Origin of the sequence: Agrobacterium larrymoorei, from assembly GCF_013322225.1 — a bacterium.
GTDB classification, from domain to species: domain Bacteria; phylum Pseudomonadota; class Alphaproteobacteria; order Rhizobiales; family Rhizobiaceae; genus Agrobacterium; species Agrobacterium larrymoorei_A.
This window is the reverse complement of record NZ_JAAMFB010000026.1, coordinates 39,088-65,257: the sequence shown is the minus strand read 5'-3', so window position 1 is coordinate 65,257 and position 26,170 is coordinate 39,088. Positions and strand designations below refer to the sequence as shown.

The 26,170-nt window shown below is 58.4% G+C and carries 28 protein-coding genes; 14 read left to right on the top strand and 14 right to left on the bottom strand.

Translation table 11 applies throughout. The annotated features are described in order from the left end of the window. The first annotated feature begins 253 nt into the window (after positions 1-253). Positions 254-2,827 (top strand): heavy metal translocating P-type ATPase, encoded by a 2,574-nt coding sequence (locus G6L28_RS16255; RefSeq protein WP_174064869.1) that lies wholly within the window; start codon positions 254-256, stop codon positions 2,825-2,827. 21 nt (positions 2,828-2,848) lie between these two features. Continuing rightward, the gene (locus G6L28_RS16250; protein WP_234902608.1) at positions 2,849-3,469 is read left to right on the top strand and encodes a copper chaperone PCu(A)C; all 621 of its coding nucleotides are present in this window, start codon (positions 2,849-2,851) and stop codon (positions 3,467-3,469) included. Between the two features lie 256 nt (positions 3,470-3,725). On the opposite strand, the gene G6L28_RS16245 is transcribed toward G6L28_RS16250, so the two are convergent. Then, positions 3,726-5,480, bottom strand: a complete 1,755-nt coding sequence (locus G6L28_RS16245; RefSeq protein WP_174064868.1) for a peptidoglycan D,D-transpeptidase FtsI family protein — start codon at positions 5,478-5,480, stop codon at positions 3,726-3,728. A gap of 428 nt (positions 5,481-5,908) precedes the next feature. Between G6L28_RS16245 and G6L28_RS16240 the strand changes: the two genes are divergently transcribed. Next, positions 5,909-7,234, top strand: a complete 1,326-nt coding sequence (locus G6L28_RS16240; RefSeq protein ID WP_174064867.1) for an Nramp family divalent metal transporter — start codon at positions 5,909-5,911, stop codon at positions 7,232-7,234. Positions 7,235-7,295: 61 nt separating this feature from the next. On the opposite strand, the gene G6L28_RS16235 is transcribed toward G6L28_RS16240, so the two are convergent. Next, on the bottom strand, positions 7,296-7,712 hold the full coding sequence (locus G6L28_RS16235) for a MerR family transcriptional regulator (RefSeq protein ID WP_113493521.1): 417 nt from the start codon (positions 7,710-7,712) through the stop codon (positions 7,296-7,298). Positions 7,713-7,779: 67 nt separating this feature from the next. Beyond that, positions 7,780-8,064 carry a hypothetical protein gene (locus G6L28_RS16230; RefSeq protein ID WP_174064866.1) on the bottom strand — a complete coding sequence of 95 codons (285 nt, stop codon included), beginning with the start codon at positions 8,062-8,064 and terminating at the stop codon, positions 7,780-7,782. Positions 8,065-8,334: 270 nt separating this feature from the next. Here G6L28_RS16230 and G6L28_RS16225 point away from each other — a divergent pair, with 270 nt between their 5' ends. Genes G6L28_RS16225 through G6L28_RS16215 form a run of 3 tightly spaced genes read left to right on the top strand, consistent with a single transcriptional unit; the run spans position 8,335 to position 10,688 of the window. Further along, positions 8,335-9,426 carry a L,D-transpeptidase family protein gene (locus G6L28_RS16225; protein ID WP_202033680.1) on the top strand — a complete coding sequence of 364 codons (1,092 nt, stop codon included), beginning with the start codon at positions 8,335-8,337 and terminating at the stop codon, positions 9,424-9,426. Between the two features lie 2 nt (positions 9,427-9,428). Beyond that, the gene (locus G6L28_RS16220; protein ID WP_174064865.1) at positions 9,429-9,593 is read left to right on the top strand and encodes a hypothetical protein; all 165 of its coding nucleotides are present in this window, start codon (positions 9,429-9,431) and stop codon (positions 9,591-9,593) included. 12 nt (positions 9,594-9,605) lie between these two features. Further along, a complete protein-coding gene (locus G6L28_RS16215) occupies positions 9,606-10,688 on the top strand; it encodes a flavin-containing monooxygenase (protein WP_210265777.1) in 1,083 nt (360 codons plus the stop codon). A gap of 5 nt (positions 10,689-10,693) precedes the next feature. On the opposite strand, the gene G6L28_RS16210 is transcribed toward G6L28_RS16215, so the two are convergent. From G6L28_RS16210 to G6L28_RS16200, 3 genes are read right to left on the bottom strand one after another with little or no spacing between them, the layout of a single operon-like run. After that, positions 10,694-11,617, bottom strand: a complete 924-nt coding sequence (locus G6L28_RS16210) for a cation diffusion facilitator family transporter (RefSeq protein ID WP_174064863.1) — start codon at positions 11,615-11,617, stop codon at positions 10,694-10,696. Between the two features lie 38 nt (positions 11,618-11,655). Further along, entirely contained in the window at positions 11,656-12,324 is a 669-nt protein-coding gene (locus G6L28_RS16205; RefSeq protein WP_174064862.1) for a DsbA family protein, read from the bottom strand. After that, complete coding sequence (locus G6L28_RS16200; RefSeq protein WP_174064861.1) at positions 12,321-12,761, bottom strand: disulfide bond formation protein B; 441 nt, start codon at positions 12,759-12,761, stop codon at positions 12,321-12,323. Before G6L28_RS16200 ends, G6L28_RS16205 begins: the two co-directional genes overlap by 4 nt. Before the next feature lie 232 nt (positions 12,762-12,993). On the opposite strand from G6L28_RS16200, the gene G6L28_RS16195 reads away from it, so the two are divergent. Next, positions 12,994-13,614: an SCO family protein gene (locus tag G6L28_RS16195; RefSeq protein ID WP_174064860.1), complete on the top strand. Its 621-nt coding sequence runs from the start codon at positions 12,994-12,996 to the stop codon at positions 13,612-13,614. A gap of 82 nt (positions 13,615-13,696) precedes the next feature. Then, positions 13,697-14,548 carry a L,D-transpeptidase gene (locus G6L28_RS16190; RefSeq protein ID WP_174064905.1) on the top strand — a complete coding sequence of 284 codons (852 nt, stop codon included), beginning with the start codon at positions 13,697-13,699 and terminating at the stop codon, positions 14,546-14,548. A 57-nt stretch (positions 14,549-14,605) separates the two neighbouring features. Here G6L28_RS16190 and G6L28_RS16185 read toward each other — a convergent pair whose 3' ends face one another. The 8 genes from G6L28_RS16185 to G6L28_RS16150 all read right to left on the bottom strand — a co-directional run bounded on the left by G6L28_RS16185 (position 14,606) and on the right by G6L28_RS16150 (position 21,311). Next, complete coding sequence (locus G6L28_RS16185; protein ID WP_174064859.1) at positions 14,606-15,985, bottom strand: LLM class flavin-dependent oxidoreductase; 1,380 nt, start codon at positions 15,983-15,985, stop codon at positions 14,606-14,608. 48 nt (positions 15,986-16,033) lie between these two features. Continuing rightward, on the bottom strand, positions 16,034-17,269 hold the full coding sequence (locus G6L28_RS16180; protein WP_174064858.1) for a hypothetical protein: 1,236 nt from the start codon (positions 17,267-17,269) through the stop codon (positions 16,034-16,036). A gap of 58 nt (positions 17,270-17,327) precedes the next feature. Continuing rightward, a complete protein-coding gene (locus tag G6L28_RS16175) occupies positions 17,328-17,645 on the bottom strand; it encodes a hypothetical protein (protein WP_174064857.1) in 318 nt (105 codons plus the stop codon). A gap of 124 nt (positions 17,646-17,769) precedes the next feature. Then, positions 17,770-18,102, bottom strand: a complete 333-nt coding sequence (locus tag G6L28_RS16170; protein ID WP_174064856.1) for a four-helix bundle copper-binding protein — start codon at positions 18,100-18,102, stop codon at positions 17,770-17,772. Continuing rightward, complete coding sequence (locus G6L28_RS16165) at positions 18,102-18,536, bottom strand: DUF305 domain-containing protein (RefSeq protein WP_174064855.1); 435 nt, start codon at positions 18,534-18,536, stop codon at positions 18,102-18,104. Before G6L28_RS16165 ends, G6L28_RS16170 begins: the two co-directional genes overlap by 1 nt. A 35-nt stretch (positions 18,537-18,571) precedes the next feature. Further along, the gene (locus G6L28_RS16160) at positions 18,572-18,901 is read right to left on the bottom strand and encodes a hypothetical protein (RefSeq protein WP_174064854.1); all 330 of its coding nucleotides are present in this window, start codon (positions 18,899-18,901) and stop codon (positions 18,572-18,574) included. Between the two features lie 390 nt (positions 18,902-19,291). Beyond that, complete coding sequence (locus G6L28_RS16155; RefSeq protein WP_174064853.1) at positions 19,292-20,647, bottom strand: sensor histidine kinase; 1,356 nt, start codon at positions 20,645-20,647, stop codon at positions 19,292-19,294. Further along, positions 20,634-21,311 carry a winged helix-turn-helix domain-containing protein gene (locus tag G6L28_RS16150; RefSeq protein WP_174060297.1) on the bottom strand — a complete coding sequence of 226 codons (678 nt, stop codon included), beginning with the start codon at positions 21,309-21,311 and terminating at the stop codon, positions 20,634-20,636. The genes G6L28_RS16155 and G6L28_RS16150 overlap by 14 nt, the downstream gene beginning before the upstream one ends. A gap of 196 nt (positions 21,312-21,507) precedes the next feature. Here G6L28_RS16150 and G6L28_RS16145 point away from each other — a divergent pair, with 196 nt between their 5' ends. The 6 genes from G6L28_RS16145 to G6L28_RS16120 all read left to right on the top strand — a co-directional run bounded on the left by G6L28_RS16145 (position 21,508) and on the right by G6L28_RS16120 (position 26,158). After that, positions 21,508-21,780 (top strand): hypothetical protein, encoded by a 273-nt coding sequence (locus G6L28_RS16145; RefSeq protein WP_174064852.1) that lies wholly within the window; start codon positions 21,508-21,510, stop codon positions 21,778-21,780. 328 nt (positions 21,781-22,108) lie between these two features. Further along, on the top strand, positions 22,109-22,495 hold the full coding sequence (locus tag G6L28_RS16140; RefSeq protein ID WP_174064851.1) for a hypothetical protein: 387 nt from the start codon (positions 22,109-22,111) through the stop codon (positions 22,493-22,495). 88 nt (positions 22,496-22,583) lie between these two features. Next, positions 22,584-22,805 (top strand): hypothetical protein, encoded by a 222-nt coding sequence (locus G6L28_RS16135; RefSeq protein WP_174064850.1) that lies wholly within the window; start codon positions 22,584-22,586, stop codon positions 22,803-22,805. Positions 22,806-22,810: 5 nt separating this feature from the next. Then, entirely contained in the window at positions 22,811-24,271 is a 1,461-nt protein-coding gene (locus G6L28_RS16130; RefSeq protein ID WP_174064849.1) for a TolC family protein, read from the top strand. 14 nt (positions 24,272-24,285) lie between these two features. Further along, a complete protein-coding gene (locus G6L28_RS16125; RefSeq protein ID WP_174060293.1) occupies positions 24,286-25,644 on the top strand; it encodes a multicopper oxidase family protein in 1,359 nt (452 codons plus the stop codon). A 34-nt stretch (positions 25,645-25,678) separates the two neighbouring features. Continuing rightward, the gene (locus tag G6L28_RS16120; RefSeq protein WP_174064848.1) at positions 25,679-26,158 is read left to right on the top strand and encodes a cupredoxin domain-containing protein; all 480 of its coding nucleotides are present in this window, start codon (positions 25,679-25,681) and stop codon (positions 26,156-26,158) included. Positions 26,159-26,170: the final 12 nt, after the last annotated feature.

The window sequence follows — 26,170 nt, the reverse complement described above, 5'->3', positions numbered from 1 at the left end:
GAGGACCGTAGGCACTCGTGCAACCTATAAAGGCAAATTTCAAAAACTGTAATAAACCTTATAAATCAATATTTTAGTTTAGTTCTGTATCCCTTGTAGAAATCTATTGGATCAGAACGCCCAGTTCACGGGCCCTGCGGACACAGCTAAGAGCTATTTCCAATTTTCAAGCAACTCATCATAAACTTTCCTCTTGCACCTCTAGTAGCTAGAGGTCGTAGAACTCACTCCCAGTGATAGTGAGGATTCCTAGATGAGCGATTCGCTGCAGACGAGATTTCGCGTTGGGGGCATGGACTGCGCGTCCTGCGCATCGAAGATAGATACTGCCGTCAGGCGCATGCCGGGTGTAACAGATGTGTCCGTCTCGGTCACTGCCGGAACGATGACGGTCAAGCACGACGAGACGAGCGATCTTGACGCGATTGCGAAGCAACTGTCCGGGCTCGGATACGATGCGACAGCCATTCAGGCAAAGGCGAAGGAAGGTGCTGCCGAACCCGTCCATATCCACGGCCCAAACTGCTCGCACGACCACGATCATTCAGGTCACGACCATTCCGGCCACTCCCATGATCAAGCTGGACATAAACACGTCCAACAATCCGATCCGGTCCCGCAGCCAGAGGTCGGCACGCCCGGACCACTTCAGGCGCGCTTCCGCGTCGGCGGTATGGACTGTGCCTCGTGCGCCGCAAAGATCGACACTGCAGTCAGGAGGATAGATGACGTCGAGGACGTGTCCGTCTCCGTCACTTCCGGGACGATGACAGTCAAGCATGGTCAGTCCGCAGATTTGAAGGCTATCGAGAAACAGGTCTCGGGTCTTGGCTATTCGATTGTTCCCATCGTCAAGAAGGCGACGTCGTTGAGCCAGAGCAGCTTGCATGAGGGCCACGATCATGGCTCAAAGACCGGGGAGGTCGACGTGGAAGGCCTTCACGGCCACGACCATGGTCCGTCAGAAGGGCCGTGGTGGAAGAGCAAGAAGGGTCGTCTCACCATAATGGCGGGTGCCGCGCTCGTGCTTGCATACGGTGTAGGCCATCTGTTTCCTTCCATAGAAAGATACGCGTTCATTGTAGCTATGATGGTTGGTCTCGTTCCTATCGCCCGCCGCGCTTTCATGGCGGCACGGGCGGGAACACCGTTCTCCATCGAGATGCTGATGACGATCGCCGCCGTAGGAGCACTGATCATCGACGCCACCGAGGAGGCTGCTGCGGTCGTCTTCCTGTTCCTGATCGGCGAACTCCTCGAAGGCGTGGCCGCAGGCAAGGCACGCGACAGCATCAAGTCGCTGACGGCGCTGGTCCCCAAGACCGCTCTCCTGGAGGAAGGTGGGAAGACCCGCGAGGTTCCTGCCGAGACGCTTGCAGTAGGCTCGATCATCCTCGTCCGGCCGGGCGACCGCATCTCGGCCGACGGTGTGATCGTTGCTGGCGAGAGCTCGATCGACGAGGCTCCTGTTACAGGTGAAAGCGTTCCGGTTCGCAAGGTCATCGACGACAACGTCTTTGCAGGTACCGTCAATGGTGATGCAGCACTACGCGTCAGAGTGACAGCCGCGGCTGCAGACAACACAATTGCGCGTGTTGTGCGACTCGTCGAAGAGGCTCAGGAGTCCAAGGCGCCGACAGAACGCTTCATCGATCGTTTCTCCCGCTATTACACGCCAGGTGTGGTTGTCGTAGCTGCTCTGGTCGCGGTCATTCCTCCACTGCTTGGCGGCGGTGACTGGAGCGAATGGATCTACAAGGGTCTTGCCGTGCTTCTCATCGGGTGCCCCTGCGCGCTCGTCATCTCGACACCAGCCGCCATCGCGGCGTCGCTGTCGTCAGGTGCGCGCCGCGGTCTGCTTCTCAAGGGCGGTGCAGTTCTGGAAGGGCTTGGCAAACTTACAGTAATAGCATTCGACAAGACGGGTACACTCACCGAAGGCAAGCCAAAGGTGACGGATATCGTGCCGTTTGGTCGCAAGGTCGATGAAATCCTACGGTATGCAGCCGCGCTCGAAATGGGATCGAGCCATCCGCTCGCCCTGGCAATTCTGGAAAAGGCAAACGAGGACGGTATCGATGCTTCGGCTGCGACAGACGCAAAAGCGCTCGGCGGCAAGGGTGTGACCGCGATGATCGACGGGGTGGAGGTGTTCCTGGGCTCGCCCAAGGCCGCTGCGGAACGGGCGACGATCCCGATGGCGCACTCGAAGACGATTACCTCTCTCAACGACGAAGGGAAGACCGTCTCCGTGCTCGTGATCGGTACAGTTCTCGCTGGCGCCATCGCCATGCGCGACGAGCCGAGGGCCGACGCCGTGGCAGGCCTCAAGGCCCTGACCGACGCCGGCATCAAGACCGTGATGCTGACTGGCGACAACAAGCGGACTGCGACGGCCATCGGCGCTCAGCTCGGAATTGAGGTCCGTGCCGAGTTGATGCCCGAGGACAAGCAGCGGATCGTTGGCGAGTTGAAGACGGAAGGGTTCGTGGTTGGAAAAGTCGGCGACGGCATCAATGATGCTCCTGCGCTGGCTGCGGCGGATGTCGGGATTGCCATGGGCGGCGGTACCGATGTTGCCTTGGAGACCGCGGATGCTGCCGTCCTGCATGGCAGGGTCGGAGATGTCGCCCTCATGGTCGATCTCTCGAAGCGCACCATGCGTAACATCTTCCAGAACATCACCCTGGCGCTCGGTCTCAAGGCAGTCTTTTTGGTCACGACCATCATTGGTGTGACCGGGCTGTGGCCAGCAATCCTTGCCGACACTGGAGCGACTGTGCTTGTTACCATGAACGCGCTGCGCCTGTTTCGCCCAATTCGTTGAGGAAGCGGGTTCTAAGACTATATGTTGCCGGGATATCTCGATCATAGCCGAACCCTCGGCCATGATCGGCGTGAGGAGCAATCCACACGAACTGGTTCAAGGACGCGGGCAGTCCGCGAGGAATGGAGACGACTTATGAAGCTCAGGATCATCACTTCTGCGGCGATCGCGGCCATCGTCGCCACGACAGGTATTCCCGTCTCATCCGGCGCACATGACTTCAAGGCGGGCGGCCTCGAACTGAAACACCCTTGGTCGGCCAAGGCCCCTCCGGTGGCTCCCGTACTTGGCGCATATCTTGTGATCGTGAATACCGGAACGGAAGCCGATCGGCTTGTTGGCGGTAGCACGCCCGCCGCCGAACGTCTGGAGCTGCACGAGTCGACACTGGTCGATGGGGTCGCGCGCATGCGACCCGCGAAGCAGGGCATCGAGATCCCGGTCGGGGAGACCGTGAAACTGGAACCGGGCGGGGCACACATCATGCTTGTGAACCCCAGGCAGCGCCCAGGCGAAGGGGAGAAGTTCAAGGCTACTCTGCAGTTCGAGAAGGCCGGTCCCGTCGAGGTCGAGTTCGTGGTTCAGTCAAAGGCGCAGGCCCCGTCGGCTTCCCAAGACCATGGTGCCCACACCAAGCCTTGAATTCGCGCGACAGCGGAGGTCGACCGTGTCTGAAAGTGTCTGCTCGGAACAGGACGGGCGCCTTCGTCATTTTCAAGATGGCGTTCATCGTGTAACCGATCCGCGGACAGGTGGCAGCGGCACACTCAAGTCCGGAGCCATAGCCTGATTTTTCACTTCACGGCGCGTCTGAGCAAACTAGCGTTTGTCCGATGGCGGTGATGATATAGCTCCCGCTTGTCACCGAACCATTCATGGACGATGGTCCCATTATCAATCAGTAGTTGACCAGCATCTGAGGGCTGGTTTCACCTCCGAACCGGGGCTTCACATCAAGCAAGGCCGCTGTTCTCTCGATAATCTCTTTGGTCATCGGCGCTGCGGTGGAAGCCGCAGTCCTTCCTCCGTTCACACCTGTTTTCGGCGCATCGATGATTGTCAGCACGACGTATCGCGGCTTGTCCATCGGAAAGCCCGCGACAAATGCGTTGAAGTTGATGTCGTTGGCATATCTGCCATTTATGACCTTGTCAGCAGTCCCGGTCTTGCCACCCACATGGAAACCTTCGACCTGGGCGCCTCGGCCAGAACCCTTGAGGCCGTTCCAGTTGTAGAGGAACCGCATGTCCGCACTCGTCTTCTCTTTGATGACGGCGCGGGAAACCAGCGCTGCGTCGTCTTTCGAACGTGGAAGGAAGGTGGGGTTCATGAGGTTGCCGCCGTTGATCAGAGCTGCGGCAGCAACGGCGGTCTGGAGCGGGGTGGTGGCTACGCCGTGGCCGAACGAGATCGTGACGGAGTTGATCTTCTTCCACGTCCGCGGCTGGGTAGGTGTCGCTACGCCAGGCATCTCCGTTTCCATCTTGGAAAGCAGCCCCAGTCTCGTCAGGAACTCCTGATGCCCCTCTATCCCGACCCTGTCGGCAACAGCCGCCGTTCCGATGTTTGATGAATACTGAAACACCTCCGGGATCGATAGCGGTCGGTTCTTTCCCTTGAAGTCCTTGATCGTGAATCCGCCCATACGGATGGGGCGGGACGCATCAACGACGGAATTCAAGGTGATCTTCTCCGCGTCCAGTCCCATGGCGAGCGTGAAGCTTTTAAATGTTGAGCCCATCTCGAATGTAGCGTTGCTGATCCGATTGAACCAGCCTTTCTCGTATTCCTTGTCGACCGAGCCATCGGGGAGGGTGCGCGAAGGCTGGTTCGGATCGTAGTCGGGGACCGAGGCCATAGCGATGACCTCTCCAGTTTCCACGTCGAGGATGACGGCACCTGCCGCTTCTGCTTGATAGTTCGTCATCGCCCGAGCCGCGATTTCGCGAACGATATGCTGGACGCGGACGTCGATCGAAAGCCTCACGGGCTCGAGTCGCGTATCGTTCGTCAGACCCGTCGCTCGAAGGTCGGCATACCCCTGCTGATCGATGTACCGCTCCATACCCGCAAGGCCGAGGTTGTCGACATTGACATGTCCGACAATATGGGAGGCGGTGGCTGCGCCCGGATAGAAACGCCGCTTCTCTGGACGGAAACCTATGCCGGGAATGCCAAGCGCAAGAATATCAGATTGCTGCCGTGGCGTGAGCTGGCGACGCAACCACTGAAAGCCGGAGCCGGATCGGAGCTTCCTGTGCGTGTCGCTCCAATCGAGGTTCGGCAAAACGGTTGCAAGTTTCTCCACAACCTCATCAGCGTCGACGATCCGCCGCGGTTCCGCGTAGAGAGATACCGTATTGATGTCAGTCGCGAGGAGCTCGCCGTTACGATCGAGAATGTCGGGACGTGTTGCCACTGCATTGGCGCTAGGGTGAATGGATGCCGTCACCACAGGATCGGTCATGCCATATTGGACGAGCCGTGCGCCGATAACGACGTACATGACTGCAAACCCCGCAATCAGGAAGGTCAGGCGCTGACGACTATCACGCTTGCGGCGTTCCGATGTGCCGACAAAGGTGTTGGTCTTTGTCTTGGATCCCAAACTGAAGTGGGCGCGGCGATTAAGCCGGACGATAAAGCCGATCATATCTAACCGTAATCTCCGAAAGCACTTCTGACCGTGAGAAGCCCAGAACGTCAGCCGATGTGACGTTTGCACCTGGCGGGACCAAAGCCAACCGAGGAATTGTCACGAACCAACCGCAATGAAGTTTGCATTAATATACACTTAAAATTGCATACGACTGATTAACGCTTCGTTATCCTCACTCATCCTGGATGTAGATAAGCAGCCTGTCGCGACGCGCGAGAGACTGATGATCGCAACAATATGTTGTCTGAGGAACTCCCAAATCCTGGCCTTCTTTTCGACTAGGGGAAAGGGTCAGTTTCGGCGAATTAAAGCAAAATACAAAGGCTCAAGGCACCGTAGGATCCCACCTTGCCAACGCCTTCGATTAATGCGAATGATTTGCAATTGCAATATAGCAAAGGCTACGAAGGCGAGGCGGGGCTATGGACAAACCGATCAAAGGCTGGCGGCGAACCGTGGGTGAGGCATCTCTGTCTGACGTTCACCGTTCCATCGGAGTTGCTGCGGGATCAGGCACCTTCCGCAGGGCGATGGCTTTTTTCGGCCCCGGCTATCTTGTTGCAGTCGGATACATGGACCCCGGCAACTGGGCGACCTCGCTGGCTGGCGGATCGAGGTTCGGATACGCGCTGCTCACTGTGGCGCTCGTCTCGAACATCATGGCGATCGTTCTGCAGTCGCTTTGCGCGCGGCTTGCCATTGCCTCCGGGCGGGATCTGGCGCAGGCGTGCCGGGACGCTTTCCCCAAGCCGGTGGCCATGGTTCTATGGCTGCTGGCCGAGATCGCCATCATCGCGACAGACATCGCCGAGGTGATCGGCACCGCGATCGGCCTCAACCTCATCTTCGGCATCCCGCTGGAACTCGGGGTCATCATTACCGCACTAGACGTTTTCCTGATCCTGTACCTACAGAAGCTCGGCTTCCGTTGGGTCGAGGCGCTCGTCATAACGCTGCTCGGCGTGATCGCTGTCTGCTTCACGATCCAGATCGTGCTTGCCGATCCGGACTGGGGCCAGGTCATTCTCGGCTTTGCGCCCACCACCGAGATCGTCACCAACCCCGACATGCTTTATCTTGCGCTTGGCATCCTCGGCGCGACGGTCATGCCGCACAACCTCTATCTCCATTCCGGGATCGTGCAGACCCGCAACTACGGCCACACGCTGCCCGAGAAGCGCGAAGCTCTGAAATTCGCGACGATCGACTCCACCGTCGCATTGATGTTCGCTCTGCTCGTCAACGCCTCCATCCTCATCCTTGCCGCGGCGACTTTCCACAAGACCGGACAGACGTCCGTTGCGGAACTGGGCGAAGCCCATAATCTGCTGGCTCCGCTGCTGGGCCTTGCCATCGCGCCGACGCTGTTCGGCATCGCGCTTCTGTGCTGCGGCATCAATTCGACCGTGACCGCCACCCTCGCTGGCCAGATCGTGATGGAGGGTTTCCTCAAGATACAGCTTGCGCCGTGGCTTCGCCGCCTGATCACACGGGGAATAGCGATCATTCCCGCCGCGGGTGTCACCATCGCATTCGGAGACAGCGGTACCGCACAGCTACTGATCCTCACCCAGGTTGTTCTCAGTCTCCAGCTTTCCTTTGCAGTGTTTCCGCTTGTGATGTTCACTTCCGATCGCGCCAAGATGGGAGAACTCAAGGCACCGCTTTGGCTCTCGTCGTTCGCCTGGCTTATCGCCGTCGCGATCGCCTTGCTGAACATCAAGCTGCTCTACGACTTCGTCGCGTAGTGGCTGCTGCGCGATGACCTCACCGTGAGCAAGTAGCCCCTATCCATCATCGTTACGGTTCTCAATCGTGATCCGTGGTGCACATGTCATGATTGGCCAGCGCCCGGATCACGTAGCAGTCGCGCACCTGGTTGGAGTGGCAGTGTGTCGAGATTCGCTCGAGTTCTGCCTCTAGCTTCCTCAGCCGTTCGATCTTCTGTCGGACGGCGATGAGCTGTTTTGCCGCGATCCTGTCAGCCTCTTCGCATGGTTTCTCCGGATGCTGGCTGAGATCGATCAGTTCACGGATCGCTTCTATGGTCAGACCGAGATCGCGCGCGTGCCGAATGAACGAGAGGCGTTCCTGCTCGGTTCTGGAATAGCGGCGTTGATTGCCTTCCGAGCGCTCCGGCGGGGACAGAAGCCCCATCTGCTCGTAATATCTGATAGTTGGCACTTTTACACCAGTCGTCTTTGACAGGTCTCCAATAGTGAGCATCGATCCTCCGTGCGGCACGAACAGGGCCGCGATATTGCAAAATGAGGTTTCCCCACGGTAATTCAAGTTAGACCTTCGTGTCCTGCACAGCATGGTCCACCGTTACCGTCGGTAGGTGGCTACAATCATGATGTCGATTGAGAACCGACCTTCCCCGCAGCCAGTCTCTCAGCCAGAGGAACGATTCGACCCCGATCGCCGCACCAAGTGCGATCGACGCGACCGAACCAACGATCGCTTCCAAGAGGTCGTGGCCCGTCACCCAGCAGACAACTGCAAGCGTGAGCTTCACAACCGTGTAGCCTGCCACCGAGAAGACCGCAATCCAGGATGCGGCGCTGGCGAATTTCATGATCCGGTATCTCATCGGGCAAAAATAGAACCCGGCGCACTGGATGGAAAATCAAGTTGTCGTGCAGGTCGTGGCCGTCAAAACGATGAATTTTCGAGAGCCACCCCTATTGAACCTCAAGCAGCTAGAGGTCCTATAATCACGCCGAATCGTCAAGATGGATGGTGATCGAGAATTTTCACTCGATCATCTGGGCAGATTTCACGTAGATGTCGTTCTTTACAGATCTGTCGGACGCAGTCCCATGAGCCAGAGCATTAGAAACGCCGCATGACTTCGATATCCAAGACGATCCGGGCACCTGGAACATGTCTCATCCGTTCCGTTCTCCGCCGAGTGGCTGTGATAGCCGTTGTCGGCGCGGCCCTGTCGGGTTGCGTCGTCTCCGACATGGCTCTCGACGACCTCTCTCAGGCGGCGCCTCAGATTTCCGGGAAGCTCCTGACGGAGATGTCGAAGAAGGGTATGAAGCCCGAAAGCCCCGTGCTCGTCAGGATATTCAAGCAAGAAAGCGAACTCGAGGTCTGGAAGATCAACGGGACCGGTCGCTATGCTCTGCTCAAGACCTATCCCATGTGCAGATGGTCTGGAAAGCTGGGGCCTAAGACGGCCAACGGCGACCGTCAGGCACCGGAAGGCTTCTACCACGTGTCCAGAGGTATGCTGAACCCCAAGTCACAGTACTATGTGTCCTTCAATCTCGGCTATCCTAATCGGCTCGAGTCCGCACTCGGCTATACCGGGGAGGCACTCATGGTCCATGGAGCATGCTCTTCGTCCGGTTGCTACGCCTTGACCGATCAGGGCGTCGGCGAAATCTACGCAGTCGTCTCCAAGGCCCTCTCGTCCGGACAGGATCGCTTCCAGGTCCAGGCCTATCCGTATCGCATGACTGCTGAAAACATGGCGCTGCACAGGGACGACGAGAACCTGCCGTTCTGGCGGACGCTCAAGGAGGGCTATGATGCCTTCGAGCTGACGAAGCAGCAGCCCAAGGTTTCCGTGTGCGGCCGCCGCTACATGTTCAACACCGAGTTCGCCGAGGGAGAGCCTCGTGACCCTCTGGCCGCATGCCCCGCTGTCTCGAGTCCGCTGGACCCTCAGCTCGTAGCGCAAATGGCTGCTGAGAAGAGGAAGGTTGATGCCGCAATGGCGGAGCGAGGATCCGCGGTATCCGCGTATGTCGACGGCGGCATGCATCCAAGCTTCCGCGCGCTTCTCAAGAAGGACGGTGCTGAAAAGCTTGCGGCCCGTATCTCGGCGATAAAGTACCCGGTCAGCAGGCCAGACGCAGCGCTTGCCGATCCCTTCAAGGAAATGCGGAAGCGCTCCGAGGCCGTGGTGGAGAAGGGTGGAGATTGAACATGGCCAAGCCCGATGATCGGACGCTCAGGGTGAAACGCAACAACTGGATCATGCTTGCGATCCTGGCGACGTTCGTCGTTGCGGTTTTCTCCTACAGCTTCCTCCACATAGGTCGGGAGGCGAGGCCGGAGGGCGCAGGCACCGCAACCTCCGCCCGACCATGACCGGGCGTTGCGATGTCCATGGATAGCAGCAAGGGGCTGCGAGCCGATATTTTGATCATCGGCGCGGGGCAAGCCGGGCTTGCCGCCGCCAATGCTCTGAGGATGGCAGGGCTGAGCTTCCTGATGGTCGATGCTGGACAAGTGATCGGCGATAGCTGGAGGAACCGATACGACACCCTCACGCTTTTTACGCCGCGACGCATCAGCAGTCTCCCTGGTATCCCGCTGATCGGTGATCCCGACGGCTACGCCACCAAGGATGAATTTTCGGATTATCTTGAGCGGTATGCCGCGAGCAACAGCTACCCGATTATCAGGTCGACGAAGGTCGTCAGGCTCGAAAAGGTGGACGGGTTATTCCTCGCTCATCTGGAAGGCGGCGGCCGCTTGATCAGTCAGGCGGTGATCGTCGCCACAGGTGCGTTTTCCACGCCCCGAACACCCGAAATATCCTATTCGATGCCATCCGACATTCAACAGATGCACGTCGCGAATTTTCGAAATGCGGGCTCGATCACGAATGGGCCTGTTCTGGTCGTTGGAGACGGCGCAAGCGGGAGGGATGCGGCGATCGGACTGGCGGCTTCGCATCGGGCACTGTTGGCACGCGGAAGAAAGCGCAAGCTGCTACCAGAGAATATTCTCGGACGCAGTATATGGTGGTGGTTTGAGCGGCTCGGTCTTCTGCGGGCATCCGCGCACGGGCTGATCGGAAGACGCATGCGAAAGGCAGATCCATTTCCCACGCGCAGCAACGATGATGCTTCTCTCGTCCGGAGCGGCGTTAGCCTCAAGTCCAGGTTGGTCGCACTCGAAGGTAGGCGGGCTAGATTCGAAGACGGGACGAGCGAGTACATCGGTTCGATCATATGGGCGACAGGATACGACGAGGATTTTCGTTGGATCGATATCGAAGGGGCGGTCGGTAGCCGACATGAAGCGATTCATCGCGAAGGTATTTCCCCCGTCGCAGGCCTCTACTACGTCGGACGACCGTGGCAGCGAAACCGTGCGTCCGGCCTTATCGCTGGCGTTGCAGACGATGCAGCATTCGTCGTCGATCATCTTTGCCGATTGCGTGCTGGCAGGACGTAAAAGGGCTAGGTTTCGTCGACCACGTGTCCGATGACAGTCACCGCCGCTTCACGATGATCCTCGACGGTCTCTATCTCCAGGGTGCAGTGACCGATCCCGTGCTTGTCCAACAGCATCTTGCGCACGGCGCGCTTGACCCCGCCGATTTCTGCGAGAGACAGATCGTTGATTACGAGATGGGCTTCGAGAGAGTTGTGTCCTTCGTCGACAGGCCAGATGTGGACGTGGTGCACGTCCTTCACCCCGTCGACGGAGCGCATGTCCGCGACGACCTTCTTCACATCGACCCCCTCCGGTGTGGCCAACATCAGGACGCGTATCGATGTGCCGATTTCGGTGAAGGCCTGCCATAGAATGTAGCCTGCGATCATGAGGGTGATTGCAGGGTCGATCCATGTCCACCCATAGATGAGAACAAGCGTGCCAGCGATGATGACACCCACCGATCCGAGCGCGTCCGAGACATTGTGCAGGAACGCTGCGCGGATGTTCATGCTGGTCTTCGAAAGGGCGTAGGTAAGCATGGCCGTGACGACGTCAATCACGAGTGCGATGCTTGCGATGATGACGACAGTCCATCCCTCGATCGGTTCCGGTGTAATGAACCGCATCACCGCCTCGTAGACGAGGTAGATGCCGATGACGATCAGCGTCGTGTAGTTGATCAGCGCTGCGACGATCTCTGCCCGGACGTAGCCGAATGTCATCGTATCGTCGGAAGGACGGCGTGCAATCCTTCGCGCGCCGTAGGCAATCACGAGGGAAGCGGCGTCGCTGAAATTGTGGATGGCATCGGCTATCAAAGACAGACTGCCGGAGACGATGCCTCCGGCGATCTGCGCAAACGTGAGAAGCACGTTGACCAGGATCGCCCACCAGATGCGCTTGTCGGACGCGTCCGCTCCGTGATGGTGGTTGTGTCCGCTCATGCGATCAGGATCCTGTCTGACGGGTTGGAATACGGGTGTTAGGACCCGGTCTTACTCGCTTCGATTTCGGCCTTGACGAGAGTCAGGAGACCCTGGGGGCTGAATTCTGTGAGAGGCTTCCCGTTGACGAAGAATGTCGGTGTCTGCTTGACGTTGTTGGCTTTAACATCGGCCATGTCCTGGGCGAGAACTTTATCGACCGACGGCGATGCCGCATCCTTGCGTCCCTGTTCGATATCCAGCCCCGCCGATGCAGCGATCTGCCACGCCTTCGCCAGATCCGGCTTTCCGTGATCAGCCCAGATAGGCTGCTGCTCCAGTATGGCCTCGAGAACAGGCTGGAAGCGGTTCTGCTTGCGGGCGGCTTCGAGTATCCGCACGGCGTCGTCGGATCCCTGATGGAACGCGGTGTAGCGTAGGACGAGGCGGACATCGGATCCAGTCTGCGCCATCATCTGCTTGACGATCGGATAGAAGGCCCGGCAGGCCTCGCAGGACGGATCGAAGAACTCGACGATGGTCACGGGAGCGGACACCGGCCCCACGACAGGCGAGTGCATTCTGACCAGGGTGTCGTTCCCCGACACGGGGACTGGTGCAGGTGCAGGTGTCGGCTCGGTGGTGTTGCTGCTATAAAGAGCAGCGCCTCCGGCGAATACGACGATAGCGGCCGATGCCGATGCGAGGACGAGGGTGCGTCTGTTCATGCTGATATTCTCCGGCGCACGATAAGAAGTAGGATGATGATTGCGGTGAATGCTGCAAGCGAGAGAAGAGGTATAGGAAGCGCCCCAAACAGGATCATCCCGTCGCCCGAGCAGGAGGGTCCTTGACCACATGGCTTGATGGCCGTGGGGATGACCTTGAAATAGAGGAGATTGTGGAACGCAGCGATGAGCCATCCGATGGCGGCCAGCGGTGCTGCATAGAACCACGCCCGGCCATCCGACCGGAACGCGGCCACAGCCAGCAGGACAGCCAATGGGAACATGAAGGCACGCTGGTGCCAGCAGAGGTCGCAAGGAGCCTGCCCCATGACTTCCCCAATGAACAGCGCGCCCAAAGTCGAAGTCAGAGCGACCATCCATGCCCCGAAGGTCGGTAGCCACGCCCTGTCTTCCGATTGCACTGTCGCCTGACGCATTTGCTGCCCTCACTGGATTCGCTCCCATTGTGAGACCTCTAGTAGCTTGAGGGTCAAGACCAGTTGCGGAAGAAATAGGTGTCCCGGCAAAAATCGAAACCTGGCTTGGTGCGTCACTTCAGCGCAGAACCGACAAAGGGTGTCAGAATGCTATTGAACCTCAGGCTACTAGAGGGATTACGGCTTTCCGACGAATGATTCCCGATGACATGGGACAGTGGTGGGAGGTTTGATGAAAGGTGTGAGGATTTTCCGGATCGCGATCTGGTGCCTAGTCGCGGTGGTCGCAACAGGGCTGTTGATCCTAGGCCCTGATCTGAATGTGCGTCCGAGTAATGTGGCGGATGCGTCGAACTCATCTTCCCCTGCCATCGGCAAGCCATTTCGCCTCGTTTCGCACAAGGGCCAGACAGTCGATAACGGTGTTCTGGATGGCAAACCGTATCTGGCATTCTTCGGTTTCACGCACTGCCCGGACATCTGCCCCACGACGCTCTTCGAGCTGACCGACCTCATGGCAGAGCTCGGCTCTACTGCGGACAAGTTCAATGTCATCTTCATCAGCGTGGATCCAGAGCGTGACACCGAGACGATGCTGAATGGCTACATGACTTCCTTCGATCCGCGGATCATGGCGCTCAGGGGTACCCCCGAACAGACGGCCACCGCAGTGAAGGCATTCGCCGCCTACTCCCGCAAAGTGCCGACCGATGGCGGGAACTACACCATGGACCATATCGCGGGCGTCTATCTCATGGACGCAGACGGCAGCTTCAAAGGGACACTCGACATGCATGAGCCCCGAGAAGTTCGGTTGCAGAAGATCCGCAGACTCGTGGCGGGCTCAGCGTGATCAGCCCGGATTTTCATCGGGCGTAATTTCAACACTCAAAAGGATATCAAGTGCGGCCAAGAATTTGACACGACGCGGATTCATGATGGGCGGGGCAGGGGTCGCAACGGTCGCTCTGACAGGCTGCTCCGCGACGACAGCCGAAAAGGAGCGCCCCGCAGCTATTCCGGTCGAAAGTCCCGCTCTCGCCACGATATACGGGCCGATGCCAGAAGAGCAGTTCCCGCTTCCCGCCATCCCCTACCAGAAGATCAGCGAGCGCTTCCACCGCCAGATGGTGAGCGATCCCACGGGTGAGCGGCCCGGTACACTGGTCGTCGATACGGCGAACTATTTCCTGTACCTCACATACGAGGGCGGACAGGCAATGCGTTACGGTGTCGGTATCGGTCGGCAGGGATTCGAATGGTCAGGAAAAGGTGTCATCCAGTACAAGCGCCAGTGGTCGCGCTGGACGCCACCTGACGAGATGGTCGCCCGGCAGCCCGAACTGGTAGCGTACAGCATCGCAAACGGTGGCATGGCCCCTGGCCTGAACAATCCGCTCGGTGCGCGGGCGCTCTACATATTCCAGAACGGCGAGGACACGCTCTACCGGATTCATGGTTCCCCCGAATGGAGTATCGGAAAATCAGTGTCGTCGGGTTGTGTGCGGATGATCAATCAGGATGTGGTCGACCTCTATGGCCGGGTGCCGGACAAGGCTCCGGTCGTCGTCACCAGTCTACCTCGATTATCGGCGGTATTTGGGTCAGAAAAAGATGGGTTGTTGCCGCCTCCCCATCTTTTTCTGACCCCTTTTAACGAGGGCTCAGGAGCCATTGTCAAAATGCAGAACTTTTACTGGATTACTGCTCTATCTCGTCGAGAAATCGAGATCGTCTTTGCGATCTTACATCTCCCCAGGGCATCTTGCGCCTATGGAAATAGGTAATATAGAGCCAGCGCCGAGCCTTCGTGACCGCGACGAACATGGCATTGCGCTCTTCATCTATCTGGACTTCGCTTGTTCTATTGATCCTGCACTATATTGCGACCTAGCGCGTCCGGATAAGGTGTTAGTGATACCAAGATTTTCTCGCAGGGTCTTTCCTTCGTAGCTGCTTCGAAACAAGCCTCTCCGCTGAAGTTCGGGGATAACTAAGTCAGCGAAATCGTGAAGGCCGCCTGGTATTGTCGGCGGCATGACGTTAAATCCGTCAGCGCCAAGACCTTCGAACCAAGCCTCCATCTCGTCCGCGACCTGTTTCGCCGTACCGACGACGGTCATATGGCCACGAGACGCTGCTAGGCGTTTGTAAAGTTGGCGGATCGTAAGATTTTCTCGCCGGGCGAGGTCCAGTACCACGGCTTGTCGGCTCAGTTGATTATTTGTAGGCGGGAGGTCCGGTAGTGGCCCGTCGATTGGATAATCCGCGAGATTAACAGTGCGACCGGCCAAACCTTCGAGTAGTCCAAGTCCCACCACGGGCTGAATAAGGTCCTGCAATTCCTCTAATTTGGCTTCAGCCTCAGCTTGACTCCGTCCCACCACAGGGAAAAGGCCCGGCAAGATTTTGATCTGGGTAGGATCTCGACCGAAATCAGCGGCACGAGTTTTAACATCGCTGTAGAATTTTTTTGCAGATTCCAAGTTTGGTTGGACCGTAAATACGACTTCAGCGGTGCGTGCTGCTAGGTCCCGGCCCGCGTCGGAAGATCCGGCCTGCACCACAACCGGGTGACCTTGAGGCGAGCGCGGCACATTTAGCGGCCCGCGAACGCTGAAAAACTCGCCCTTATGGTTAAGAGTGTTGAATTTAGAGGGGTCAAAATAGCGTCCGCTTTTCCGATCCCGCACAAAGGCATCATCATCGAAGCTGCCCCATAACCCAAGAACTACATCGGAAAATTCCTCTGCTCTTCTATAGCGATCAGCATGTTTGACATGTTCGGCATGGCCGAAATTTGGTGCGGCATTTGGATCCGATGAGGTGACAGCATTCCATCCAGCGCGACCACCACTGATGTGGTCCAGGGAGGCAAACTGACGTGCCACATTGTAGGGATCACTAAAAGTGGTGGAAGCCGTCCCTACTAGGCCGATATGGTTTGTTACAGCTGCGAGAACTGAAAGCAGCGTCAGCGGTTCAAAATGCGCTATTCCACTGTGAGCGGAATGCGCGGCAGCTTCCGGCTTGTCGAGGCGAACAGCTGCGATATCAGCGATGAAAAGAGCGTCAAACTTGGCCGCTTCTGCGATCTTGGCAAAATCTGTGTAGTGTTCAAGCTTGTCACCCGCCCAGGTATCTGGATGCCGCCATGCAGCCAGGTGATGCCCCGTGAGATATAAAAAAGCCCCAAGCTTGATCTGATCCTGACGTTTACTCATTGAGATCTCCGGATTGTATTCATATGGCACCTGCAAATGGGGTGTCGCCTAAGCCGCCAGAATGAATCGGTTGATCTTGGCAACGCACTCACTATCAACAAAGTCACCGTCGTAGTTCTGTGTTTCGAGGGTCACCTTGATTGAATCTCCGAGAATTTCCCTCAGCCGGTCCACCACCTCCGTCTGTTCCTTGGCGCTGATCGTGCCACGAGAGAGGATCTGGATCGTTGCGATGGAGCTGCGTTTATTCAAAATAAGCTGGTGGTGGAAAATCGGTTCAGACAGTGAGTAGAGAACGTCATCCACGGAGTTTCTCTGGCGCAAATTGACCGGATAATCATCCTTCCGGCCGAGATGTTCGAACCTACAGCCTCCATCTTGGTCAGGGACAAAATTGAATACGTCACGTGTAGCATAGCGAATTACAGGCATGATCGTGGGGGTGAGTCCCGTGACAAGCAGTTCGCCTATTTGCACGCCGTCAGGCACGAACGAGGTGTAAAGATCAGGGTTCTCGAGCGGCAGGCACTCGAAAACGAAATCGCGAGTGACGCCCCGGTACGTAAAACGGTCATCCCCATACATCATCATGCCAATTTCGTTTGCGCCGTAGATGATGGGGGCGATGTGGCACTCGCGGCCTATCAATCTTCTAATGTTATCCGCGATACTTCTTGAAAAATATTCACCCGTTACGAGGACCTTGTTTATCGACAGCGGGAACTGCAAGCCAAGCTTAGAGAAATTGAACAGGAGCTGATAGACAATCGACGGGGAGGTGAGCAGCGTTGTCACTTCATTTTGGCTAAGAACATGATGTATCCGCTGGAAGCTACAAAGACCGGGAATCGGAAACAGAGTCATGATGCCAACACCCAGGTCTTGAAGAGACCTCACCGTAAGGTCCCTCAAAGGGCTCAAGATCGACGGATGAATAAATGCAACTCGATCCTCGCCAGGTCGCACGACAGTCTTATAGGCTTCCGTGTAATTTCTGACGCCATTTGCAAGGTCTAGACGTGTGCGAGGTATTTGAAGCGGCGCGCCTGTCGTTCCGGAGGTTTCAGCGAACAAAAGCGCTTCGGACAGGTACGCCTTTGAGTTGCTGTTTCGATAATCAATAAGGGACTGTTTCGTCGAGACCGGCAACTGATCGATAATTTCAGAAAGTTGATTAGCACTACTCAAGATTGCTTTTGACTTGAGCGCCGGAAGGTTGAATTTCTCAGTCAGTGATAAGACTTTTTGGACCGCGTCATCGTAGTTCTCAGTGATTGTCAACATCCGCCTATCGCCCCGAAAAAACGTTAAAATACAGGTGTTTACATCATAAAATTGCGACCTAAATCGGCATACCGGAAATGGACGGCAGGCTGGCGCCCGAGGACAGGTTCCCGACGATCATCGTCGAGCAAACGAGCGCAAGAGGGCAGGACTTCATGCAGTCGGGTATGGCAGGCTTATTCTCATCCGGACAGCACGGCATGTCTGCCATTGCCTCTTCGTCTGCAACCTGGCCCGCCAACTCCATCGCCATGTCCGCCATCGGGGACGATGATCCCATGGCCGCTGCGACCGCCGTCACGCTCACTGGACCCATCAGGACCGAGAGCATGGCGAACGCGCACAGAATGCGTTGAATGACCATCAGTGGCTTCATGGATGCATTCTTGCACGACAATGAGGCAGTTGTGAAGCCGCCCGAGCCCACTGCGCCATCCGATCGTCATGGCAACAGGTCATCAAAGTGGTCGGGAGGATGAGGACACCCTCCCGATACCCGCTCAGGCCGCCATCTTCTCACAGCTCTCGGCGCACTTCCTGCATGCAGCGACGCAGTTCTGCATGCCACCGACGCGTTCGCAGGTGTCCGCGCACTGACGGCAGATTTCCGCGCACTCGCGGCAGGTGTGCCTGTGATGCTCGGTACCGATCAGCATGAGGTGCGCGGATGTCCGGCACATTTCAGCGCAGGCCATCATCAGCTTGAAGCGCCCCGGCTCGGTGTGCTCTCCTCCCATCTCGAGGCAGTGCCCCATCGCCATCGAGAGGCATTCGCTGTAGCACGCGAGGCAGTTGTCGATGCAGGTCTTCATTTCGGACGACATGTGCTGCATCACTTGACCTCCTTCTCGACCCACGCCGTCAGTTCCTTGATCTCCTTCGTCTGGTCGTCAATGATCTTCTGGGCCTTCGCCTTGGTCTCGGCGTTGTCGCCATACTTCAGCTCGACCTGGGCCATGCTGATAGCGCCCATGTGGTGCGCGATCATCCCGCACGCGAATGCCACGTCCGGGTCCTTCTTCATCATGCCCTGCATCATGTTCATGTTCATGGTCTTCATGCCATCCATGGAAGCCTTCTGATGCTCTCCCGTGCCGGACATCTCATGCCCCTGCATGGCCATGTCACCACCGGAAGACATGTCGGACTTGCACTTCTCTGGAAACGCCATCGCGGATGGGGCCATCTGGGCGGACGCCATCGGGGCGGCAAGGACATACGCTGCGAGAAGCGAAGAGGCGAAAGCAGTCTTGATCGTGTTGTTCATCTTGAACTCCTGTTTCGTGAGATTTGGTTCCGGGTTCACGACGCGGAAGATCGTGGAGGCGGGTCGATCACGGTCACAAGCAGCAGAGGCTGCTCGGACTTGAGGTGGGCATGCGGACGGAAGCAGGCTGCCGACGGCGTTTCCGGCGACGGGAGGCCGGGAAGCATGGGACAGCAGTGCATGCTGTCACAGCAGGCTGACTGCGTTGTCGAATCATGATGGTGAGCGGTGTGGGTGTCGGACCGCGAAGCATTGCAATCATGTGCCGAAGCGGCGGCTGGCGGAATCATGGCAAACAGGTTGATAGCCACCATCGCTATCGCGAAGGCGCTCAGAACAGATCGCAGGCTGAGTTTCAGGATCATCCGCTACCCCCGAGATTAATGCGTGAACATCAGGCGGAGAATAAAGTTCCACAGAGTGGATAATGCGAACTTGATTTTTTTCGTCTGAAACACGTGGAAGATGCGCTTTTTGCGCGAGGCCGCAAGCCGAAAAGATACGCACCGCGTCGGCGGCAAAGGTCGCAGATGCGGTTCAGGCTTCTTCCGCATCCGTCCCCTTGCCTCGCGAGGAGCATGTGGCGGCGCTCGCGGCTCCGGCGGAATCCGAACGCGATTTGAAGAGTTCGTTCAGTTCCAGCTACACGACCGGATATACGGGCCCGAACGGCTTCAGCCCGGTGTCCGCGACAGGGACGTTCGACATCGGACGTTTCGGCGATCTCTCTCGCCAGGCAGTGAGCTCCCCCCGTTTCACGATCGGTCGCCTGGGAAGATGACCGTGACCTTGAGGCCGGGGGCGTTGTCGGACAGTTCTATACTGGCATCGTGCAGCTCGCAGATCGCCTTCACCATGCTCAGGCCGAGACCAGAACCTTCGGTCGTCCTGCTCTTGTCGAGACGATAGAAGCGCTCTAGCACCCTGGAGCGCTCGGCCTGCGGAATTCCCGGACCATTGTCGCTGATTGTGAGCGCCATTCCCTTCCCACGGTGCGCCAGCTCTAGGGCGATTGCGGATCCGGCAGGGGTGTGTCGCATGGAGTTCGCGAGCAGGTTGGTCAACATCTGCCGGATCAGGTCGGGATCGCCTAGAAGGCGAAGTTCCTCCTCGGGGACCACCAACCGGAGAAGGTGTCCTTCTTCGGACGCGATGACATCGTATATCTCGTGAATGTCGCGGACAATGTCGGTCAGGTCGATGTCAACGAACTGCGCCCTCCTGCTTCTGGATTCGATCTGCGCGATCCGGAGCAATGCGTCGAAAGTCTTGGCGAGGGACGATAATTCCTGAAGCGCCACCGCGACGGCGCCCTTCACTTCGTCAGGATGGTCGCGGTTCAGTGCGTCGTCGAGAGCGAGAAAAGCGCGTCCGATCGGAGTCTTGAGATCGTGGGCGATATCCGTCGTCACCTGCTTGAGGGCAGTGACGCTCGCCTCCAGCCTACCCAGTGCGACGTTTACCTCGCTAGAAAGTACGTCGATCTCGTCCATGCGCGGCGACACCGCAAGCCTTCTCGACAGCTCGCCATGACCGATCGCATGTGCCGCCTGGGACAGGGCGAAGATTCGGTTGCGCGCCCGGTATCTGAGAACTGCCGCACCAAGCAGACCCACGGCGAAGACGATGGCTGTGGTCCAGCCGAAGCTCAGGAGTACGATCCGCGCAAGTTGCTCGGTGTCTCCTTCGCTTGTCCCCACCACGAGATCGTTGTCCCCGAGCTTGCCCCTCAAGAGCTTGTACCCTGTCGCTCCTTCACGATGGTTGTCGGGCATCAGGACCGAAAATCCGGCGGGAACGGCTGCGAGCGCGGCGTTGCCTGCCAGCACCCTGCCCGTCGGATCCTGTAGCGTATAGATTGTCTCCTGCCCCCTGATGGCGGGGCCGTGGCTATTGACCATGTCGACAGCACCGGAGACGCCTCTGGTCAGGAACGCGGTCTCGATCTCCCGGTAACGCTCCATCACTGCCGCTTCGAGGCGATCGTCGAGATAGCCGAGCACCATCTGATATGCGACGACGTTCGCCCCCAGGTAGGCAAATACGAACAGCGAGCTGTAGATGATGGCGAGCCGGACGGCCGTGCTCTTGAAGAAGCTACCGCCGAGCATGGAGCGAGTAGCCAATGTTGCGCACGGTGTGGAGCAGCGGGAATTCGAAGGGCTTGTCGATCTTCGCGCGCAGCCTGCTGATGTGCGTTTCGACCACCGAGCTCTGGGGGTCGAAATTGAAGTTCCATATCCGTTCCAGCAGCATCGTCTTGGTGAGCACCCTGCCCTCGTTCCTCATGAAATGCTCCAGGAGCAGGAACTCCCGGGGCAGAAGTTCGACTGGCGCGCCTCCACGTTGGGTGGTCCGCTTCACGAGGTCGATTTCCAGATCGCTCACGCGCAGCGTCGTCTTCTCTGCCGCAATCGGAGGCCGTCTCACAAGCGCGTTTATCCTGGCGGCGAGTTCTGAGAAGGCGAAGGGTTTCACGAGGTAGTCATCACCGCCCGCCTCGAGGCCTTCAACACGGTCGTTGACCCCGCTCATGGACGTGAGGAAAAGAACGGGGGTGCGAACGGCGGCGGCACGCATCGTCTTGACGACAAGAAGCCCGTCCAGTCCCGGCACCATGCGATCGACCACCATCACGTCGTAGGCTGATCCCAGGGCCGCCGAGAGACCGTCGCGACCGTCGCAAACCCAGTCCACCACGTGTCCGGACGAGGTCAGCCCCTTGGAGACATAGTCTCCGGTTTTCTGGTCGTCTTCTAGGAGGAGTATCTTCATCTCGGGGACCTATCCGCGACTCGTCAGGCTTCATCGCACTCCCGAAGAGCCGAACAATCGGGCTTTGTTGCGGCGGATCTGATCACGCCAGCCGGACCGCGCCTTACAAAAATGTAAAGTTCGCGAGAAGGCCCTGTCAGAACGAGTGTCTAGTGTCTCCATGCTGCAGTCCGCAGCTTCATACGAGGAGATCACCATGAATACAAAGTTCATCGCGACATTCATTGTCCTGGCATCGACGGCGACATCGGCGTTCGCAACCGGTACCCTGAGCGAAAGTGCCGGTCCGGTCGACCGGATCGTACAGGGCCACGGGCGGCCGGGCGAAAGTGCCGTCGCTTCTTCCGATCGGTCGGTCACGTTCGAGGTGCTTGCCGACGGACGCGTTCGGCGCACCAACGCCAAATATGGAACCGTCACCATCTCCAACCCGGCTGCCGAGGTCCTCAGAGCACGCGGTCGTCGCTAACCAAGTCCAACGGAACCGGAGCGTCCGAACATGAAGCGGATAAAAGTCAGGTATCTTGCAAGAGCGCTGGGCAGCATCCTTCTCACCACGGCGTGGGCGGAGCACGAAAGGGTGCTGCACAGCGCAAGGAGAGAGGAACCTCCCTCAAGAGACTTGCTGCGCGTTCCCGGCTGAGAGCCTTCAGATGTTCTGGTGTGCCCGGCGTATCAGGAGGCAAGACTTATCGCGCCGTTGTGGCGATGCCACACAAATAACGCGAATTGATAATCGAAGACTGCGTCGATTGACAAGGCCATGGGCTTTGGTGATCTTGGAAGGCATGAGCGGGATGTATCGAATCACGTCGAAAGCGATGGCACTGTTGTTCAGACTGGTGATGATACTGTCACTGGCTGGCTATAGCTTTACCGCCGTCAACGCTGCGATGCATCCCGACAACTCGGCCGGGACCTCCCAGATGGAGACCGATCATTCTTCACACCACGGCGGCGATCACACTGCCATGGCCAAGGCGGATGATCATGGAGACCAGCACGAACACGCCAGCTCGGAGAAGACAAAGAACTCCTGCTGCAAGGACTACTGCGGTGTCGCCGCCATCACGTGCACTGGCTCATCCCTGAGCCATCCACGCGTGATCTCCATCCGTGAATTCGCCGACGACACGGACACGGTCGGCGAAGCGCCGAGCCTGCATCGTCCACCTAACATCTGAGAACTAGCACCCGCTGCGCGGGTCTTGCTGTGCCTCGACGCTTGTCTGCGTGGCGGCGCAAAACCGATCTCATTCTTGGATACTCACCATGAAACGTATGTTCCTGGTGGTTGCCATTCCGCTTGCCGCAAGCGGATGCGCATCCACCCTGCCTCAAGTCGTAGCCTCGGCCGACAATCCCGACACCGTGTCCTATGCCCAGCCTGTCCGCTACCAGAGCCCGATCGGTGGCTATACCCACCGGATGCCCGTCGACCCCAAGCCGTGGCGGGATCTCAACGACGCCCAGGCCCCCAAGAAGAAGGGCTGAACGCGATGACGCTTCGCAAACTCAAGGTCATATCCGCCCTCGTGCTTCCTCTTGTAGCCGCCGGATGCGTGACGACGAACTATTCTGCGGTCGATGCGGGATTTGCCAATGCCTCCCTGAAAAGCGGCGAGGCCACGGGAAAGCAGACGGTCTGGATCCAGAACCAGGCGCAGGCTCAGGCAACCCGTGACCGCGTCAAGGCGCTGATGGCGAAGAAGACCATCGATGTCGAGACGGCAGTCCAGGTGGCGCTTCTTAATAACAAGGGTCTTCAGGCTTCGTATGCAGATCTCGGCGACAGCTCCGCCGATGCGTGGCAGACGCAGTTGTCGGTGTTTCCGACGTTTTCGGTCGGACTTTCCGGCATCGGAACGCCGGGCCTCGAGGCATACCGGGTTCTTGAAGGCGCGATCGCCGCAAACATCCTGGCGCTCGCAACCTACGACCGGAACATCAAGCTCGCCGACAACCGCTTCCGGCAGGCTCAGCTCAAGGCGGCGATCGCGACGATCTCGCTCGCTGCGGAGACGCGGCGTGCGTGGATCAATGCCGTCGCGGCATGGGAGAACGTCGCATACCTCAATCAGGCGAAGATCGCCGCCGACGCTTCCTCCGAACTCGCGAAGAAGATCGGCGAGGCTGGCTCCATGCCCAAGGGGGAGCAGGCACGCGAGCATGTCTTCTATGCGGAGCTGACAGGTGACACCGCAAAGGCGCGGCTGGCGGCCAAGATCGCAAAGGAGGAACTCGTCCGGTTGATGGGCCTGTCGGGATCGGACATCGACTTCCAGATACCGAACCGCCTGCCGAACCTGCCTAAGGCATTGATCAAGCGGGACGACATCGAAGCCGAGGCGGTCCACAAGCGGATGGATCTGCAGGTGTCCCGTCTCGAACTGCAGGCGACGGCAAGGTCCTACGACCTTACGAATGCGACGCGCATCGTCACCGACATCGAGCTTGTCGGCAACTGGGAGAAGGAGCGCGAGCGGGAGGACGGGAAGATCGTTTCCGACATTTCGAAGACCGCAGGCCTCGAGTTCACCATCCCGATCTTCGATTCCGGACAGGCGCGCCTGCGCAGGGGCGAACTCGCCTACATGCGGACGGCGAACCAGTTGGCCCAGCTTGCCGTGAACGTGCGGTCGGAGGCGCGCTCCGCCTACGTTGCCTACAGATCCAACTATGATATCGCCCGGCATTACCGGAACAACGTCCTGCCGCTGCGCAGCGCGATCGAGCAGCAGTCGATGCTCAACTACAACGGCATGATCACCAGCACGTTCGAGCTCATCTCCGACACGCGTGACAAGATCACGTCCACCATCCTCGCCGTGAACGCGAAGCGCGACTTCTGGCTAGCAGAGGCGAACCTTGCGCCCGTCATCTACGGCGGCAGCACAGGGTCCGCTGCGGCTGAATCCGAAGTCGCGTCGGCCGAAGAAGCGCCCGCGGGCGGTCACTGAGAAAGGAAAAGAGAATGTTCAGCAGAAGACAATTGCTCGGAGCGGGCGCTGCCTCCGCCGCCCTCGTCTCCTCACAGGCATGGAGCCAGACCACGAACATGGGCTTGCCGGAAGCGGCTCTCATGGATTCGGCGGCGACGCAGAAGCCTGTGAAGCCATCGGTCGGCCCGGACTACAATCCGGTCGTCACACTCAACGGCTGGACCCTGCCATTCCGTATGAACAACGGGGTCAAGGAGTTCCATCTCGTCGCCGAACCCGTCGAGCGGGAGATGGCGGAAGGCATGACAGCCTACCTCTGGGGCTACAACGGCCAGTCACCGGGTCCGACCATCGAGGCCGTCGAAGGCGACCGTGTCCGGATATTCGTGACCAACAAGCTTCCCGAGCACACCACCGTCCACTGGCACGGCATGATCCTGCCGTCGGGCATGGACGGCGTGGGCGGCCTGTCGCAGCCGCACATCCCGGTTGGCAAGACGTTCGTCTACGAGTTCGACCTCGTGAAATCGGGGACGTTCATGTATCACCCGCACTCCGACGAGATGGTGCAGATGGCGATGGGCATGATGGGCTTCTTCGTGGTTCATCCCAAGGATCCGGCGTTCATGCCCGTCGACCGGGACTTCGTCTTCCTCCTGAGCGCGTTTGACATCGATCCCGGCACCTATGTGCCTCGGGTGATGGAGATGACCGACTTCAACCTCTGGACATGGAACAGCCGCGTCTTTCCCGGCATCGATCCGCTGGTTGTTTCGAAAGACGACAGGGTCCGCGTCCGCGTCGGCAACCTGACGATGACGAACCATCCGATCCACATGCACGGCTACGACTTCGAGGTCACCTGCACCGACGGCGGCTGGGTGCGTCCGGAAGCCCGCTGGCCGGAAGTCAGCATCGACATCCCGGTCGGAGCGATGCGCGCCTATGAGTTCGACGCGAAGTATCTCGGCGACTGGGCGATCCACTGCCACAAGTCGCATCACACGATGAACGCGATGGGCCACGAGATCCCGACATTCATCGGGGTCGACAAGAAGGAGGTCGCGAAGAAGATCAGACAGTTCCGCCCGGAATACATGCCGATGGGCACTGCAGGCATGGCCGACATGGGCGAGATGTCGATGGAGATCCCGGAGAACACCGTACCCATGATGACTGGCTGGGGTCCCCACGGCCCCATCGAGATGGGTGGCATGTTCTCCGTGGTGAAGGTCCGCGAGGGCATCTCGGCGGGCGATTACACCGATCCGGGCTGGTACGAGAACCCGCCCGGCACGCAGGCCTGGGAGTGGACGGGCAGCCTGCCCGACGCGACCAAGGCGAAAGACGCGAAGACGCAGCCGCCGTCGAAGCATTCGAACCACGGCTGAGAACAAGTTCCCCGAACAATTAAAGGACACCAACATGAAGAATGCATTTATCGGCCTTTTGCTGGCCACCGCACTTGCAACCCCTGCCCTCGCGTCCGGCAACCATGCCGGAGGACACGGCGAGGCCATGGCCGTCGGCGAGCCGGGCGACAAGTCCAAGGTCACGCAGACCATTCGCGTCAGCATGAAGGAAACTCCGGACGGCAAGATGGTCTTCACCCCGAACAATTTCAAAGTCCGCAAGGGCCAGACCGTCCGCTTCACGATCAAGAACGAAGGCGAACTGGATCACGAGTTCGTCCTCGATCAGGAAGACAAGGTCATGGAGCACAAGGCCGTCATGGAGAAGTTCCCGGAGATGGAACATGACGACCCGAACGCAATCCGGCTGAAGGCGGGCAAAGCCGGCGAGATCGTCTGGAAGTTCACCAACGACGGCGTCTTCAAGATCGCCTGCCTCGTGCCCGGCCACTACGACGCTGGCATGCACGGCGATGTTGCCGTCGCCAAGTAACCTGAAAGGAAT